Origin of the sequence: Pseudomonas asplenii (assembly GCF_900105475.1) — a bacterium.
Lineage (GTDB): Bacteria > Pseudomonadota > Gammaproteobacteria > Pseudomonadales > Pseudomonadaceae > Aquipseudomonas > Aquipseudomonas asplenii.
The window spans coordinates 3186817-3202915 of sequence record NZ_LT629777.1; the positions used below are offsets into that span (position 1 = coordinate 3186817).

Here is a 16099-nt window from a genome sequence, read left to right on the forward strand (position 1 = left end):
TGCCCCGGCGGGCGATGGAAGGTTGCGTGCACCGGGCGAGATTGAGCCTAAGCTGATAATGCCTTTGCTCCCCAGGGGAAGACCGGGTCGCGGTGTAGATGACTGCCCGGATCGGCACCCCTCGCTTTCAGTTGGGCAGGCTCGACAATCAACCGGGGGAGATGACATGAACGATCTTTCACAACTTGTGCTGGGTGCCGGCCCGGACGGTCTGGCCGTTGCTCAGGCCTTGCGCCTGGCCAATCGTCACGGGCTTATCGCCGGTGCGACCGGAACCGGCAAGACCGTTACCCTGCAGCGGCTCGCGGAGGCGTTCAGCGAGGCCGGCGTCGCGGTGTTCGCAGCCGATATCAAGGGCGATCTCTGCGGCCTCGGGGCGGCGGGCAATCCGCAGGGCAAGATTGCCGAACGGATCGCTGGAATGCCTTGGCTTGACTATCAGTCTAGGGGCTATCCGATTACCTTGTGGGATATCCACGGGCAGTCCGGTCATCCGCTGCGCACGACCTTGAGCGAAATGGGGCCGTTGCTGATCGGTGCATTGCTGGAACTGACGGACAGCCAGCAGGCGGCCTTGTATGCGGCCTTTAAAGTGGCCGATCGCGAAGGGTTGTTGTTGCTGGATCTGAAGGACCTCAAGGCACTGCTCAATCATCTGAAGGATCACCCGCAACTGTTGGGTGAGGATGCGGCCCTGATGACTACCGGCTCCAGCCAGGCACTGCTGCGACGCCTGGCAACTCTGGAACAGCAGGGCGCCGAGGCGTTGTTCGGCGAGCCCGCGTTGCAACTGGAGGATATCCTGCAACCGGCCGCCGACGGTCGTGGGCGGATTCATCTGCTCGATGCCAGTCGTCTGGTGCATGAGGCGCCCAAGGTCTATGCGACGTTCCTGCTGTGGCTGCTGGCCGAGTTGTTCGAGCAGTTGCCCGAGCGTGGCGACGCCGACAAACCGTTGCTGGCACTATTCTTCGACGAAGCACACCTGCTGTTCGCCGGCACCCCGAGAGCCTTGCAGGAGCGTCTGGAACAGGTGGTCCGGTTGATTCGCTCGAAGGGCGTCGGGGTGTACTTCGTCACTCAGTCACCCGGTGATCTGCCGGACAGCATCCTGGCGCAGTTGGGGTTGCGTATTCAGCACGGTTTGCGCGCGTTCACCGCGCGGGAGCAGAAGTCGCTGCGGGCAGTCGCCGAAGGATTTCGTCCCAATCCGGCGTTCGATACCTTGTCGGTCCTGACCCAACTGGGGATTGGTGAGGCGCTGGTGGGCACCTTGCAGGACAAGGGCACGCCGGAAATGGTCAGGCGGGTGCTGATCGCGCCGCCGCAATCACGGATAGGTCCGTTGAGCGAGACCGAGCGCGCCGCGCTGATCGCCGGTTCGCCGTTACTGGGGCGTTATGACAAGCCCATCGACCGTGAGTCGGCCTATGAGATCCTGCTGGCTCGCAAGGCTCCGGTTGACGAGCCGCAATCTCCTGCCGGCACGCCGGCAGCCGAAGAGCCGAGCCTGGCGGACAAGGCCGGGGAGTTTCTCGGTTCGGCGGCCGGGCAGGCGCTCAAGTCCGTCGTGCGTCAGGCCGCCAATCAGTTGGGGCGGCAACTGGTGCGCGGCCTGATGGGGTCGCTGCTCGGCGGCAGCAAGCGGCGCTGAGGTCTCAGGTCTTGGGGCGGGCGTGGCTGGCGAGGCGTTCGAGGGCGGCACGCAGTTTCGGGTCGCTGATGCCTTCGGCCGTTTCCTGAATGGTCTGTGCGGCATTCACGGACAGGTCCATGGTGTGGCCCACCGCTCCTTGTCTGACCGTCGGCGGCTGCACCTTGAACAGAATGCGGGTCAGGCCGCTGAACACCTCGAATGCCTGCAATTGCCGTTGCAGGCGTTTTTGCTGATAGCGCAGGCGTGTCGCCCAGTGCCCGTCGGTGACGATCAGCAGCAGGCTGCCTTCACGCCACGAGGCCACGTGACAGTGTTCGCGGGCGGCGGGTTGCAACTGGCTATCGACCAGGCGCTGCAGGTGCGCCAGGCGCTGGGCGTGGCTGAAAATCGCCTTCAGTGGCTTGGCTTCGCGAAGCAGGACGGCGGGCGCCCGGGCTGGGAGGGGGCGAAATGCCATGATTCAGACACCTTAGGTAACAGAGCTGCCATGGTAGCAGAAACCATCGCCACAGCCGGTCCCCATTGATGCGGGCCGCCTTTGCCCCTAAAGTCTGCACCCTAGTTCCGGGCTTGATGGCTTGAAGTTCGGGAAAAAGACCTTATTTTAGAGTGGCCCCGTAAAAGCGCTGTGCCAGCATCGTGGAATAACGCCACTTTTCTCACCACCGTTTCCGGGTAGAATACTCGTTCGCATGCGGCCATGAGGGCTGCTCGGGCGACTCTTGGGGCCGCCCTCCATCCCTATGTGTGGAAGAACCTGCCGATATGTTTGCGCCTTTGTTAAAGAAACTTTTTGGAAGCAAGAACGAGCGTGAAGTCAAACGCATGCTCAAGACGGTACAGATCGTCAATGCCTTCGAAGAGCAAATGGTGGCCCTTTCGGATGAGCAGTTGCGCGCCAAGACCGGAGAGTTCAAGGCCCGCATAGCCAAAGGTGAAACCCTCGACAAGCTTCTGCCTGAGGCTTTCGCCGTGGCCCGTGAGGCCGGCAAGCGTGTCATGGGCATGCGCCACTTCGACGTGCAGTTGATTGGCGGCATGACCTTGCACGAAGGCCAGATTGCCGAAATGCGTACCGGTGAAGGCAAGACCCTGGTGGCAACCCTGGGCGTCTACCTCAATGCCCTGTCCGGCAAGGGCGTGCACGTGGTGACGGTGAACGACTACCTCGCCCGTCGCGACGCCAACTGGATGCGTCCGCTGTATGAGTTCCTCGGCCTGACGGTCGGCGTGGTCACGCCGTTCCAGCCGCCGGAAGAGAAGCGTGCCGCCTACGCTGCCGATATCACCTACGGCACCAACAACGAATTCGGTTTCGACTACCTGCGCGACAACATGGCGTTCAGCGTGGAAGAGAAGTTCCAGCGTGAGCTGAACTTCGCAGTGATCGACGAAGTCGACTCCATCCTGATCGACGAAGCCCGTACGCCGCTGATCATCTCCGGCCAGGCCGAGGACAGCTCGCGCCTGTACACCGAGATCAACAAGCTGATCCCGCGCCTGACCCAGCACGTCGAGGAAGTCGAGGGCGTGGTGACCAAAGAAGGTCATTTCACCGTCGACGAGAAGACCCGTCAGGTCGAACTGAACGAAGCCGGTCACCAGTACATCGAGGAAATGCTCACCCAGGTCGGCCTGCTGGCCGAGGGCGAGAGCCTCTATTCGGCGCACAACCTGGGCCTGCTGACCCACGTTTACGCTGGTCTGCGTGCGCACAAACTGTTCAACCGCAACGTCGAATACATCGTGCAGGACGGCCAGGTGGTTCTGGTCGACGAACATACCGGCCGTACCATGCCGGGTCGTCGCCTGTCCGAGGGCCTGCACCAGGCCATCGAAGCCAAGGAAAACCTCAATATCCAGGCCGAAAGCCAGACACTGGCTTCGACCACCTTCCAGAACTACTTCCGCCTCTACGATAAGCTGTCCGGCATGACCGGTACGGCCGATACCGAAGCGTTCGAGTTCCATCAGATCTACGGTCTGTCGGTGATGGTGATCCCGCCGAACAAGCCACTGGCGCGCAAGGACTACAACGACCTGGTGTTCCTGACCGCCGAGGAGAAGTACGCGGCGATCATTGCCGACATCGAGGAGTCGCTCAAGCAGGGCCGTCCGGTGCTGGTGGGTACCGCGACCATCGAGACCTCCGAGCACATGTCCAACCTGCTTAAGCAGAAGGGCATCGAGCACAAGGTCCTGAACGCCAAGTTCCACGAGAAGGAAGCGGAAATCATCGCCCAGGCCGGTCGTCCGGGTGCGCTGACCATCGCCACCAACATGGCTGGTCGCGGTACCGACATCCTGTTGGGGGGTAACTGGGAAGTTGAAGTCGCCTCTCTGGAAAATCCGACACCGGAGCAGATCGCCCAGATCAAGGCCGACTGGCAGAAGCGTCACCAGCAAGTGCTCGAATCGGGTGGCCTGCAGGTGATCGCTTCCGAGCGTCACGAATCGCGCCGTATCGACAACCAACTGCGCGGTCGTGCCGGTCGCCAGGGTGACGCCGGTTCCAGCCGCTTCTACCTGTCGCTGGAAGACAGCCTGATGCGTATCTTCGCCTCCGATCGGGTGAAGAACTTCATGAAGGCCCTGGGTATGCAGCCGGGCGAGGCGATCGAGCACCGCATGGTGACCAACGCCATCGAAAAGGCCCAGCGCAAGGTCGAAGGTCGCAACTTCGATATCCGCAAGCAACTGCTCGAGTTCGACGACGTCAACAACGAACAGCGTAAAGTGATCTATCACATGCGTAACACGTTGTTGGCTGCCGACAATATTGGCGAGACCATCGCCGACTTCCGCCAGGACGTGCTCAACGCCACGGTCAGTGCCCATATTCCTCCACAGTCGCTGCCGGAGCAGTGGGATGTGGCGGGCCTGGAATCGGCCATCGAGAACGATTTCGGTGTGAAACTGCCGATTCAGCAGTGGCTCGACGAAGACGATCACCTGTACGAGGAAACCCTGCGCGAGAAGCTGCTCAACGAGCTGCTGGCGGCCTACAACGAGAAGGAAGAGCAGGCCAGTGCCGAAGCCCTGCGCACCTTCGAGAAGCAGATCGTGCTGCGTGTCCTGGATGACCTGTGGAAAGACCACCTGTCGACCATGGACCACCTGCGCCACGGTATCCACCTGCGTGGTTATGCACAGAAGAACCCGAAACAGGAGTACAAGCGCGAGTCGTTCACGCTGTTCTCCGAACTGCTGGATTCGATCAAGCGCGACTCGATCCGCGTGCTGTCTCATGTTCAGGTTCGCCGCGAAGACCCGGTAGAAGAGGAAGCCCGTCTGCGTCAAGAGGCCGAGGCCCTGGCTCAGCGCATGCACTTCGAGCACGCCGAGGCCCCTGGTCTGGAAGCGTCGGACAGCGAGCCGCAGGGTGAAGAGGTCGATGTCGCTCTGGCCGGCGTTCCGGTTCGCAATGAACAGAAACTGGGTCGCAACGAACTGTGCTACTGCGGTTCGGGCAAGAAGTACAAGCACTGTCACGGGCAGATCAGCTAAGGTTTCTGCCGGACACTGAAACACCTGCGCCGCGACCGGCATCAGCCGTCGCGGCGTTTTTCCATTTGAAACACTGTCCGTTGTGGCGACAGTGGATATCCCTTTGAGAGGAGCGCATTCATGGCTGTTGGTCTTGGTCCTTTGCCAACGTTGCACCCGGTTGCCGGTTTTGAACTCGGTATTGCCTCGGCCGGAATCAAGCGCCCCGGGCGCAAGGATGTGGTCGTGATGCGTTGCGCCGAAGGCTCCACGGTGGCCGGCGTGTTCACCCTGAATGCCTTCTGTGCGGCGCCGGTTATCCTCGCCAAGCAACGTGTGCAAGGACCGGTGCGTTACCTGCTGACCAACACCGGCAACGCCAACGCCGGCACCGGCGAGCCTGGCCTGGTCGCCGCTGCACGCACCTGTGCCAAGCTGGCTGAGCTGGCGGGCGTCGAGGCGGATGTCGTGTTGCCATATTCCACTGGCGTGATCGGCGAGCCGCTGCCGGTCGAGAAGATCGAAGGCGCCTTGCAGGCGGCACTGGACGATCTGTCTGTGGATAACTGGGCAGCCGCCGCCACCGGCATCATGACCACCGACACCCTGCCCAAGGGCGCCAGCCGTCAGTTCCAGCATGATGGCGTGACCGTCACCGTGACCGGCATCAGCAAGGGCGCCGGGATGATCCGGCCGAACATGGCGACCATGCTTGGCTACATCGCCACCGATGCCAAGGTTTCTCGCGAAGTGCTGCAGAACCTGATGCTCGACGGCGCCAACAAGTCGTTCAACCGTATCACCATCGACGGCGACACCTCGACCAACGACTGCTGCATGCTGATCGCTACCGGCCAGGCCAATCTGCCGGAAATCAGCGAAGCCAGCGGCCCGCTGTTCAACGCGTTGAAACAGGCGGTGTTCGAGGTCTGCATGGAAGTGGCCCAGGCCATCGTCCGTGATGGCGAAGGCGCGACCAAATTTGTCACCGTCGAAGTCAATGGTGGCGGTACGCACCAGGAATGCCTGGACGTGGGTTACACCGTCGCGCACTCGCCGCTGATCAAGACGGCGCTGTTCGCTTCCGACCCGAACTGGGGACGTATCCTCGCGGCGGTGGGGCGTGCTGGCGTGCCGAACCTGGACGTGAGCAAGATCGATGTGTTCCTCGGCGAGGTGTGCATTGCCAGCCGTGGCGCCCGTGCTTCGACCTACACCGAAGAGCAGGGATCGGCGGTGATGTCCCGCGAAGAAATCACTATCCGTATCGAGCTGGGTCGCGGCGATTGCAGCGAAACCATCTGGACCACCGATCTGTCCCACGAATACGTGAAGATCAACGCGGAATACCGTACGTAAGTACCCTCAGCCGGGGTTGTCACGGACACCGAGTCCAGGCTGGGTGTCCGTGACCAACGGCAGATTTAAAGGAGCTTTCAGCGTGAAACGCGTACATGTAGCTGCGGCCGTTATTCGAGGCAGCGACGGGCGGATTCTGATTGCCCGGCGTGCCGACTCCCAGCACCAGGGCGGCCTCTGGGAATTCCCCGGCGGCAAGGTCGAGGAGGGTGAAGCCGTCCCGGTGGCACTGGCTCGCGAGCTGCAGGAAGAGTTGGGCATCGTGGTTACTCAGGCTCGCCCGTTGATCAAGGTGCGGCATGACTACTCGGACAAGCAGGTGTTGCTGGATGTCTGGGAGGTTTCTGCGTTTACCGGCGAGCCTCATGGTGCTGAAGGCCAGCCGCTGGCGTGGGTCACGGCGCGGGAGTTGGTGAACTATGAATTCCCTGCGGCCAATCAGCCGATCATCGCTGCTGCCCGCTTGCCGGGCGAATACCTGATCACCCCGGAGGGACTGGAAACTGCGCAGTTGTTGCAAGGTATCCAGAAGGCGATTGCTGGCGGTATCAAGCTGGTCCAGCTGCGGGCACCGAATGGTTTCGATCCGAAGTACCGCGACCTGGCGGTCGATGCGGTCGGGTTGTGTGCCGGCAAGGCGCAACTGATGCTCAAGGGGCCGTTCGAATGGCTGGGGGATTTCCCTTCGGCCGGTTGGCATATCACTGCGGCGCAACTGCGCAAATACGCCAGCGCCGGTCGTCCGCTCCCTAGGGAGCGTTGGTTGGCTGCGTCCTGCCATGATGCCGAGGAACTGGCGCTGGCTGAGCAGATGGGGGTGGATTTTGTCACCCTGTCGCCGGTGCAACCGACCCAGACTCACCCGGATGCGCAGCCCCTGGGCTGGGAACAGGCCGAGCAGTTGATGACCGGTTTCAACAAGCCGGTGTACCTGTTGGGCGGGGTAGGGCCTGCCGAGTTGTCGCGTGCCTGGGAAACCGGGGCGCAAGGTGTGGCCGGTATTCGGGCGTTCTGGCCGAGCTGATGGCTTCCACAGCGAGGTAGTGTGGGCACAAGCCCCTGTAGGAGCAAGGCTTGCCTGCGAGGGCGGCAGTGTGGCCACTATAAAGCTTCGCGGGCAAGCCCGGCTCCTACAGGAGAAGCAGGCAGACGGAGGTCAGTGGGAGACCGGCTTTTTGGCCGCTTCCCACAATATCTCGGCAATCTTCTCGCGCCGTGCAATCAGCCTGGCCGTCACGAAAAACAGATCCGACAGTCGATTGATATAGGCCAGTCCCACGCTACCCAACGGTTCCACGGCATTGAGTTGCTGGCAGCGGCGTTCGGCGCTGCGTGCCGTGCTGCGGCAGATATGGGCCTGGGCTATCAGCATCGAACCACCCGGCAGGATGAAATTTTCCAAGGGGCCGAGTTCTTCGTTCCAGCGGTCGATAGCCGTTTCCAATCGTTCGATTTCGCTTTTATCCAGCGCCTGGTACTCCGGCATGGCCAACTCGCCACCGAGGTCGAACAAGCGGTGTTGGCAAGGTGAAAGCACCTCGATCACTTCTTCCAGTTCCGGATGGATCACCACCAGTTCCGCGAGTCCCGCCAGGAGCAGGCCCAACTGGCTGTTGAGGCTGTCGACCTCGCCGATGGCTTCGATCCGTGGGTGGTCCTTGGGCACGCGACGACCGTCGCCCAGCCCGGTTTCACCGGTGTCACCGGTCCTTGTGTAAATCTTCGACAGGCGAAAACCCATGGTTACGGCTCCATTTTATTGAGTTCGGGAAGCTGGGCCTGGTTGCTGGCCAACGGCAGGCGCAGGGTAAAGCAAGTACCCTGGCCGAGAGTCGACTGCACTTCCATCTGGCCCTTGTGGTTGTTGGTGATGATGAAATAGGACACCGACAGCCCCAGTCCTGTGCCCTGGCCAATCTCCTTGGTGGTGAAGAACGGTTCGAAGGTGCGCTTGCGGATACTTTCGGACATGCCGATGCCATTGTCCTCGACCTGGATTTCCGCCCATGGCGGGTTCAGCCGGGTACGCAAGGTGATGCGCCCGGGTTCACGGTCGTCGTTACGCTGGTGGATGGCCTGGGCGGCGTTCTTCAGCAGGTTCAGCAAGACCTGCTCCAGCTCGTTGGCGGTGCCGGGAACCGGACCGAGCAACGGATCGAACTGGCGAATGATGGCCTGGCCCTTGAAGTCGAAGCCGATGGCCAGGTCGAAGTCGTTGCCGGCGATCTCCACGGCCTGGTCGATCAGGGCCGGCAGGTCGCAGGGGGCCATTTCCCGTTTGCTGCGCCGGCTGAAACTGAGCATGTGGGTGACGATCTTCGCTGCCCGGGCGCCGGCCTGCTGGATGCCATCGAGCAACTGCGGTACTTCGCGGCTCTTGAGGTACTGGTTGACGGTGTTGAGGTCGATGCCGGCCTGTTCGGCGTATTCGAGGTTCTTTGGCAACTCCGAGGACAACCGGCGGCGGATGTTCTGTACGTTGTGCAGGATCGCGCCCAGCGGGTTGTTGATTTCGTGGGCCATGCCGGCGGCCAGCCCACCCACCGAGAGCATCTTTTCCGACTGCACCATCATCTCTTCCAGGGACAGGCGTTGGGTGATGTCGTCGATCCGGATCACCACGCCGCGCCCGGCGCCGCCCATCAGCGGGTAGAAAGTCAGCGCGTAGTGACGGGCTTCATCGTCCTTGACCCAGGTGACGCGCTCGATCTTCGCCACACTGTGTTGTTCGACAGTGTCCTTGAGCTGCGGCAGGAAGGGTTTGAGCGGTTCGAAGGCGAGGAATATCGGTTGGTTCAGTGCCTCGTCCAGGCGGGTCCCGGAAAGAGCGCTGGCCTCCTGGTTCCACTGGGTAACGTACAACTGCTCGTCGAGGGCGATCAGCGCCGACGGCATGGAGTCGATGATGCTGTTGAGGTAGTTCTGGAAACCGGTGAGTTTTTTCTCGATCTTGCTGCGCACCTGAACTTCCAGTTCGAGCTTGCGGTTGGTATGCCGGGTCTCCTCGGCCAGCCCCTGGGCCTGGTCATAAGCCGCCTGAGATTCGTCGCGCGCGCGCTTGAGCTGTTGTTCGCGGGCTTCGATGCGCGAGAGCATGGTGTTGAAGGCTTCAGCCAGGCTACCGATCTCGTCGTGATTGCCTCGGGAAGCGCGCAGCGAATAGTTTTCCTCGCGGGTGACCTGGCGCGACAGCTCCTCGAGCTCATGGATGGGCCGGGTGATCAGTCGCTTGATCTGCCGGGCGATGATCAGCCACAGCAGGATGCTGAAGATCAGGATGCCCAGGCTGGCGGTAAAGGTTCCGGTGTAGAACGCCACCGGCAGTTCACTGCTGGCTACCAGCAGCAAGTGCCCGGGCGCTTGTCCGGGATGCGGCATGTCGATGACCTGGTTGCTGCGAAATTCGGTCAGCCGCCAGGCCTCGATGTGCCGGTAGCGTTCCGGCAGTTTCAGGCGGTCGCTGTGCTGCAGCTGGGCCAGCCGTTCGCCTCTACCGTCATAGATGGCAGCGGCCCGCAGGGGCGAATAGGTGTTGAGTTCCTTGAGCAGGTTTTCGGCGTTTTCCGGTGATTCCAGGGCCTGGCTGGCCAGGTTTGGATTCGACACCAGGCGACCGATGGTCTGCAGGGCCTGCGGTGCCATGCTTTCCTGGGAGATCCAGTAGGCCGCACTGATAAAGGTCAGGTTGGCTACCAGCATCACGGTAACCAGCAGGACCAGCAGCGCTGCGAGGAGTTTCTGACCGACCGGGAGATTTTCTAGGCGCTGGCGCAGGGGCATCACGGGTCCTGTCTGGCTGGGTAGGAAGAGCGGCGGATCGCGATCGGCCACCGTCGTGACTGAGTGTATCAAACCGTCGATTTATACCGCGGGCTTTTGCCAAGGAGTGCCAGTTGAGCGGGTAAGGTGAGTTGCGTTCGACAGACCGCACCGGCAGGTGCAGCCAGGGAGATCATCGATCTATCAGTCTCGATCTAATCAGTCGCTTGGCAAACCGAGGGTCGCGAGGTGCGTGACCAGTCGTTCGCGCAATTGCTCGAGATGCGGCAGGTTCAACTGATGACGGGTCGCCGCTGCGCAGGCGTAGCCCAACAGGTAGCTGATTTCGGTACGCCGGCCTTGGGCGACGTCCTGATACATGGAGGAGTAGTTCGCAGCCGTGGCCTGTATCACCCGTTGCACTTCGCTGTGCAGATCCTCGGCGGCCGCGGGCTGGCCACAGCATTCCAGCAGCTGCGTCAATTCGGCGCACAGGGTGGCGACTTCGCTGTGGTGCTCGGTCAAGCCACCGTTACGGCAGCCATACAGGACCGTGAGTGGATTGATGGCACAGTTCAACGCCAGTTTGCGCCACAAGCGTGTCAGGATCTGGGTGTTCCATTCGTGGGGAATGCCCGCGCGGGTCAGATCTTCCAGCCAGGCGGGTGGCTGGGGACGAACGATATCACCCAGCCAGGTAAATCCGTGCCCGGCGAACACCACGCGCCAGTCGTCCTGGCGAAACGCACCTTCGGTACTGGAGGCGAAGATGCAGCGCTTTCCAGGAGCCAATGCCGCGACGGCGTCCTGGCTGCCCAGACCGTTCTGCAGCAGGATCAGTTGCGCGTCATCGCTCAGCCGTGGCAGCAGTCGGGCTACAGCGGCCTGCGCATCATAGGCCTTGCAAGCGACCAGCAGGCGGTTGATGGGCTCGTGGGCATCGAAGGTCTGCGCGGGGATGGCGAAGCGCTGTTCCTGATCCTGCTCGACCAGGGTCAGCCCACCGCCGGCTTCGTAGGCTGCCAGCCGGGCCGAGTCCCGCAGGATCAACCTGACGGGTAGCCCGGCCCGTGCCAGGCGCGTAGCCCACAGGCTACCCAGGCTACCGGCGCCGAGGACATGCCAGGTGCTGCTCATCAGCTACGGGCCGGCAGGCGCTTGGCGCTGACTACGCCATCGGAGTAGGACTGGGCCAGCAGTTGAGCGGCTTCATCGAACAGGGTCTGCTGGTCCAGTGGCAGGCATTTACTGTCCAGTCCCACCAGGCTGATGCCGGCCTTCAGTTCGATGGGCCCGGCATTGGTCATGAAGGGTTTTAGGTTCAAGCCTTCATACAGGCGCTTGAAGCTGCTGGGGGCGCAATCCCGCAGGTCGGGGGGCATGGTCATCAGCACGAAATGCTGGTCGTCCAGGCGTGCCAACACATCCAGTGGCCGTACCAGTTGCTGCAGGCGACGGGCGACGCCTTGCAGCAGTTCGTCGTAGAAGTCGTTGCCGTATTCGCGCTGCAACTCGTTTGCCTGTTGTACCCCGATCAACAGGTAGCAGATGGCGCCACCACGTGCCTGGACCTGGCGCAGGCTGTCGGTCAGTTTCTGGCGCAGGTAGCGGGAGTTGCCCAGGCCGGTCAAGGAGTCGACGAGGTTGCGCTGTTCGAGGCTGGCGATGTTCTGGCGCAGCAGGCGGTTTTCCTGGCGCATCCGCTGCTGCGTGCGGGATTGACGGTCGGCGGCCAGCACCCGGGTCAACAGCAGGCGTTCGAGATCTTCGGGAGCGATCAGGTCGTCGATATCATTGTGCGAAGCATCGTCGAGCAGGCTAAGCGGCGGTTCCGCACTGATCAGCAACATATAGGTGTAGTGATCGTTCATCTCGTCGCGTTGTCTGACCTTTTCCGCCAGCTTCAGTCCGGCCTCTCCTGCGCAAACCACCACACTGGCGGCCCGCTGGTCGATTTGCTCGAGTGCCAGGACGGCATCGTTGGCCTGGCGTATGTCCTGATATCCCGCGCGCTGGAGGCTGCTGCCAAAGGCGCTGCTCACCAGATGGCCATCACTCACCAGCAAAATGCTCAGATCCGGGTTAGGCATGGGGGGCTCGTCAGTGAATGAGTGGTAAGAACCGTTATAATGCTGGCGGATTTTAACCGTCAAACCAGGCGCGCTCCATCGGTATCGGGGGCGCCAAGATTAAATTTGGAGAAATCACATGCCGTCGTTCGACGTGGTATCCGAGCTGGACAAACATGAAGTCACCAACGCCGTCGAGAACGCCGTCAAGGAGCTGGACCGTCGTTATGACCTGAAGGGCAAGGGTTCCTTCGAGTTCAAGGACCTGACCGTCAACATGACCGCCGAGGCCGAGTTCCAGCTGGAAGCGATGCTGGAGATCCTGCGTATGGCCCTGGTCAAGCGCAAGATCGACGCGAAATGCCTTGAGGTCAAGGATGCCTATGCTTCCGGCAAGCTGATGAAGCAGGAAGCGACCTTCAAGGAAGGGATCGACAAGGAAATGGCGAAGAAGATCGTTGCGCATATCAAGGAGGCCAAACTGAAAGTGCAGGCGGCCATCCAGGGTGAGCAGGTCCGTGTCACGGGCAAGAAGCGTGACGATCTGCAGGAGGCAATTGCCAACCTGCGGGCCAAGGAGTTCGACATGCCGCTGCAATTCAACAACTTCCGCGACTGATCCGGTCCGCCAGGGAACCTCTGGAAGTTATCGGCGTCGGAGGGCCCAGGCGCGGCAGAAACGATTGAACTCACGGGCAATGATCGTTTCGCCGGGCAATCGCACGATAACAGGAGAGAACAATGGACCTGAACGCAGAAATGGATCATCTCATCAAGGCCTCCCAGGCCTGGATTCCGATGATCATGGAATACGGCAGCCGGGTACTGCTGGCGGTCGTCACCCTGGCCGTCGGCTGGTGGCTGATCAACAAGCTGACCGGTAAGCTGGGCAAGTTGCTGGCCTTGCGCAATGCGGATCTGGCGTTGCAGGGTTTTATCAGCAGCCTTTTGAACATTGCCCTCAAGGTGATGCTGAGCATCAGCGTCGCGTCGATGATCGGTGTGGCGACCACGTCTTTCGTCGCCGCCATCGGTGCCGCGGGTCTGGCCATCGGCCTGGCGTTGCAGGGCAGCCTGGCGAACTTCGCCGGTGGCGTGTTGATCCTGATGTTCCGGCCGTTCCGCATCGGTGACACGATCACCGCACAAGGCGTTACCGGTACGGTCGACAGCATCCAGATCTTTCACACCATCCTGCGGACCGGCGACAACCAGACGGTGATCATGCCCAACGGCAACCTGTCGAACGGGATCATCACCAACATCAACCGCCAGGCAACGCGTAAATTGGTGTTCGATGTAGGGGTGGACTACGAGGCTGATCTGCAGAAGGCTCGCGAGGTGCTGCTGGAGCTGGCCAAGGATGAGCGGGTGCTCGCCGATCCGGCACCGGCTGCCGTGGTTTCGGCACTGGGCGACAGTTCGATCACGGTTTCCCTGCGGGTGTGGGTGAAGACTGCCGATTACTGGGACCTGATGTTCAAGTTCAATGAGCATGCCCGGGATCGTCTCAAGGAGGCTGGAATCGATATTCCGTTTCCACAGCGGGTGATCCGGGTAATGCAGGAGACACCGACGAAGTAAGTCGATCGATATCTGTCCAAACAGTCAGATATCAATAAGAGGGGCCTGAGAGGGTCCCTTTTTTATTGTCAGTATTTTAATCATGTCAGGAGCGGTAGTAGTTGGCGCTGATTTGTATCAGTTGCATGACAATAGTGGAATTGCCTTTGGATTCAATGGACTATTTTGTTAGCTGGCTACTAAGTAGCTGGCGATGGTTTTTTTGCTTTAACGCAATAAAAAAGGCCCATCCGAGGATGGGCCTTTCTTCAAACGAGTATCGCTAATTACTTCTTCGCGATAGCCATCAGGTCGAGTGGGTACTCGGTGATCAGGCGGAACTCGTTGATGTTACCTTCGCCTTCGTCACCGTTAGCACGGTGCCATGCTTGACGAGCACGGAAGGACAGGTCCTTCAGAGGACCAGCTTGAACAACGTACTTGGCTTCAAGGTTGGTCTCGAAGTGACGACCATCTTTGCCGTACATGCCAGCGTAGGAGCCATTAGGATCGGCGTGGGTGCCGTCGATGCCCGAGCCATGGATGTTACGAGCCATGAAGCTCAGACCTGGGATACCGTATTCGGCCATTTTCAGGTCGTAACGTACTTGCCAGGATTTCTCGCCAGGACCGTTGAAGTCGGAGTATTGGATCGAGTTGGCGAGCAGGATGGAGTCGCCGCCACGGTCGACGCGATTGCCGACGCCGACGTAGTCGAACGGCGTGTCGCCATGCACTTTCTGGTAGGCCAGAGTAATGGTGTGGGCGTTCAGGAAGGAGTAGGCGGTCGCGAACGAGTAGGTGGTGTTGGCGATGTCGCCAGCCAGCGCAGAGCCGGTATCGGTTGTGCGGTAGATGTTGAAATCGAAGTTCAGGGATTGCTTGTCAGCCATCGCCAGGGTGTAGTTTGCGTTGGCGTAGTACTGATTCCACAGATCCTCGAATTTGGCACCGTAGAGCGAAACTGTCAGGTCTGGGTTGATGGAGTACCTACCACCCAGGTAGTCGGCGCTCTTGACATCAAGGTTTGCACCTGCGTTTGCCTTACCAAGGCCGAGCTTGCTGGCATAGGCGGCGCGCAGTTGCTGATCCATTGCCGTTTGGTCCTGGCTACTGCCAGCGTAGAAGTGACCTGCTTCAAGATCCAGGTCTTTGATTTCGCTGCTTTGCAGTTGGAAACCACGAGCGGTCTGTTGGAACAGGCGGCTACCGCCCACTGCAAATACAGGAGAAGTGCTAGGGGTCTGGTCGCCGAACTTCAGCTCGGTTTTGGAAATGCGGACAGCAACTGCAGCGCCTGCTTTACCAAAACTGTTGTTGTTGTCGCCGTTGGCTTTGCGGCTCAGGTTCTGAGAGCCTGCCTGGTCGTCGGTACCGTCAAGCTTAAAGCCGGCATCGCCGAAACCTTCGACCTTCACACCAACCTGACCTTGGGTGTAGCCCGAGCTGAACTTGCCAAGAACACCTTGGGTCCAGTCGATCGAGTCGTTGTTACCTGCACCTTTCTTGTCACGGTTGAAGTAGTAGTTCTTCAGAACCACACCTGCCGAAGCGCCTTCAACGAAACCCTTGGCATCAGCCTGGTCGGTAACGAAAGGTTCGGCCATTGCCAATTGAGTGCCTGCTGCCGAAACGGCCAGGGCGATCATGCTCCACTTCATCACGCGCATCGTGATTTGCTCCTTTGGTTTTTAGGAAGAGTACTGCCGTCCCACCTGTATTTTTATCTGGGCGGCTCTTTCTTTTTGTGTCGGCGCAAACTTATATCACGCTGACAAACTTGGCGATACTTGCTCACCTATCCTTGCGGCTTCTTTACGAGCGTGTCGCAAAAAGCTCGCTCCATGTCGCAAATACACAGCTTTTTTTATTGGCTGTACAACTTCGGCATCGGGGTGAAACGCCTGAGCATAGATAAGAAAACCCCATATTCAAGCACCGACCTGCTCATTGCTGCACTGTATTGCGTTGTTACCGTGTCGCGGAGCTTCAGCGTCCGATCAGGCCCTCTGTGGCGACTGTCCGTGAAGCAATGCAACAAGCATGCACAAAATGGGAAAATAGGCAGAAAATATTTCCGTGACTGCCTGGTCACGCTGAAACCCTTATAAAATCTGGGGTCGGCAGCTTCTCCCATGAGGGTTGACGTATTACTTTTCTTTGTGCTGCTAATCCCTTGATTACCTGAAAAAAGCCAAAAACGTTA

Annotated in this window: 12 protein-coding genes; 6 read left to right on the forward strand and 6 right to left on the reverse strand. The window is 60.2% G+C overall.

Features of this window, described 5'->3' with window-relative positions; translation table 11 throughout:
• The first annotated feature begins 166 nt into the window (after positions 1-166).
• The gene (locus BLU37_RS14625) at positions 167-1654 is read left to right on the forward strand and encodes a helicase HerA-like domain-containing protein (RefSeq protein ID WP_090205938.1); all 1488 of its coding nucleotides are present in this window, start codon (positions 167-169) and stop codon (positions 1652-1654) included.
• 4 nt (positions 1655-1658) lie between these two features.
• On the opposite strand, the gene BLU37_RS14630 is transcribed toward BLU37_RS14625, so the two are convergent.
• On the reverse strand, positions 1659-2114 hold the full coding sequence (locus tag BLU37_RS14630) for a DUF721 domain-containing protein (RefSeq protein WP_010449344.1): 456 nt from the start codon (positions 2112-2114) through the stop codon (positions 1659-1661).
• 308 nt (positions 2115-2422) lie between these two features.
• Here BLU37_RS14630 and secA point away from each other — a divergent pair, with 308 nt between their 5' ends.
• From secA to BLU37_RS14645, 3 genes are all read left to right on the forward strand, one after another.
• Positions 2423-5164: a preprotein translocase subunit SecA gene (secA, locus tag BLU37_RS14635; RefSeq protein ID WP_090205941.1), complete on the forward strand. Its 2742-nt coding sequence runs from the start codon at positions 2423-2425 to the stop codon at positions 5162-5164.
• 120 nt (positions 5165-5284) lie between these two features.
• A complete protein-coding gene (gene argJ, locus BLU37_RS14640; RefSeq protein ID WP_090205945.1) occupies positions 5285-6502 on the forward strand; it encodes a bifunctional glutamate N-acetyltransferase/amino-acid acetyltransferase ArgJ in 1218 nt (405 codons plus the stop codon).
• Positions 6503-6584: 82 nt separating this feature from the next.
• Positions 6585-7526, forward strand: a complete 942-nt coding sequence (locus BLU37_RS14645) for a Nudix family hydrolase (protein WP_090205947.1) — start codon at positions 6585-6587, stop codon at positions 7524-7526.
• Positions 7527-7658: 132 nt separating this feature from the next.
• Here the strand turns inward: BLU37_RS14645 and BLU37_RS14650 are convergent, their stop codons facing one another.
• The 4 genes from BLU37_RS14650 to BLU37_RS14665 all read right to left on the reverse strand — a co-directional run bounded on the left by BLU37_RS14650 (position 7659) and on the right by BLU37_RS14665 (position 12351).
• Positions 7659-8243, reverse strand: a complete 585-nt coding sequence (locus tag BLU37_RS14650) for a cob(I)yrinic acid a,c-diamide adenosyltransferase (protein ID WP_010444269.1) — start codon at positions 8241-8243, stop codon at positions 7659-7661.
• Positions 8244-8245: 2 nt separating this feature from the next.
• A complete protein-coding gene (locus BLU37_RS14655) occupies positions 8246-10282 on the reverse strand; it encodes a sensor histidine kinase (protein WP_090205950.1) in 2037 nt (678 codons plus the stop codon).
• Positions 10283-10480: 198 nt separating this feature from the next.
• Positions 10481-11398: a putative 2-dehydropantoate 2-reductase gene (locus BLU37_RS14660; RefSeq protein ID WP_090205953.1), complete on the reverse strand. Its 918-nt coding sequence runs from the start codon at positions 11396-11398 to the stop codon at positions 10481-10483.
• Complete coding sequence (locus BLU37_RS14665) at positions 11398-12351, reverse strand: GGDEF domain-containing protein (RefSeq protein WP_019362048.1); 954 nt, start codon at positions 12349-12351, stop codon at positions 11398-11400. The genes BLU37_RS14660 and BLU37_RS14665 overlap by 1 nt, the downstream gene beginning before the upstream one ends.
• Before the next feature lie 118 nt (positions 12352-12469).
• On the opposite strand from BLU37_RS14665, the gene BLU37_RS14670 reads away from it, so the two are divergent.
• The gene (locus tag BLU37_RS14670) at positions 12470-12949 is read left to right on the forward strand and encodes a YajQ family cyclic di-GMP-binding protein (protein WP_010444265.1); all 480 of its coding nucleotides are present in this window, start codon (positions 12470-12472) and stop codon (positions 12947-12949) included.
• A gap of 122 nt (positions 12950-13071) precedes the next feature.
• A complete protein-coding gene (locus BLU37_RS14675; RefSeq protein WP_090205957.1) occupies positions 13072-13914 on the forward strand; it encodes a mechanosensitive ion channel family protein in 843 nt (280 codons plus the stop codon).
• Positions 13915-14180: 266 nt separating this feature from the next.
• Here BLU37_RS14675 and BLU37_RS14680 read toward each other — a convergent pair whose 3' ends face one another.
• A complete protein-coding gene (locus tag BLU37_RS14680) occupies positions 14181-15563 on the reverse strand; it encodes an OprD family porin (protein WP_090205960.1) in 1383 nt (460 codons plus the stop codon).
• Positions 15564-16099: the final 536 nt, after the last annotated feature.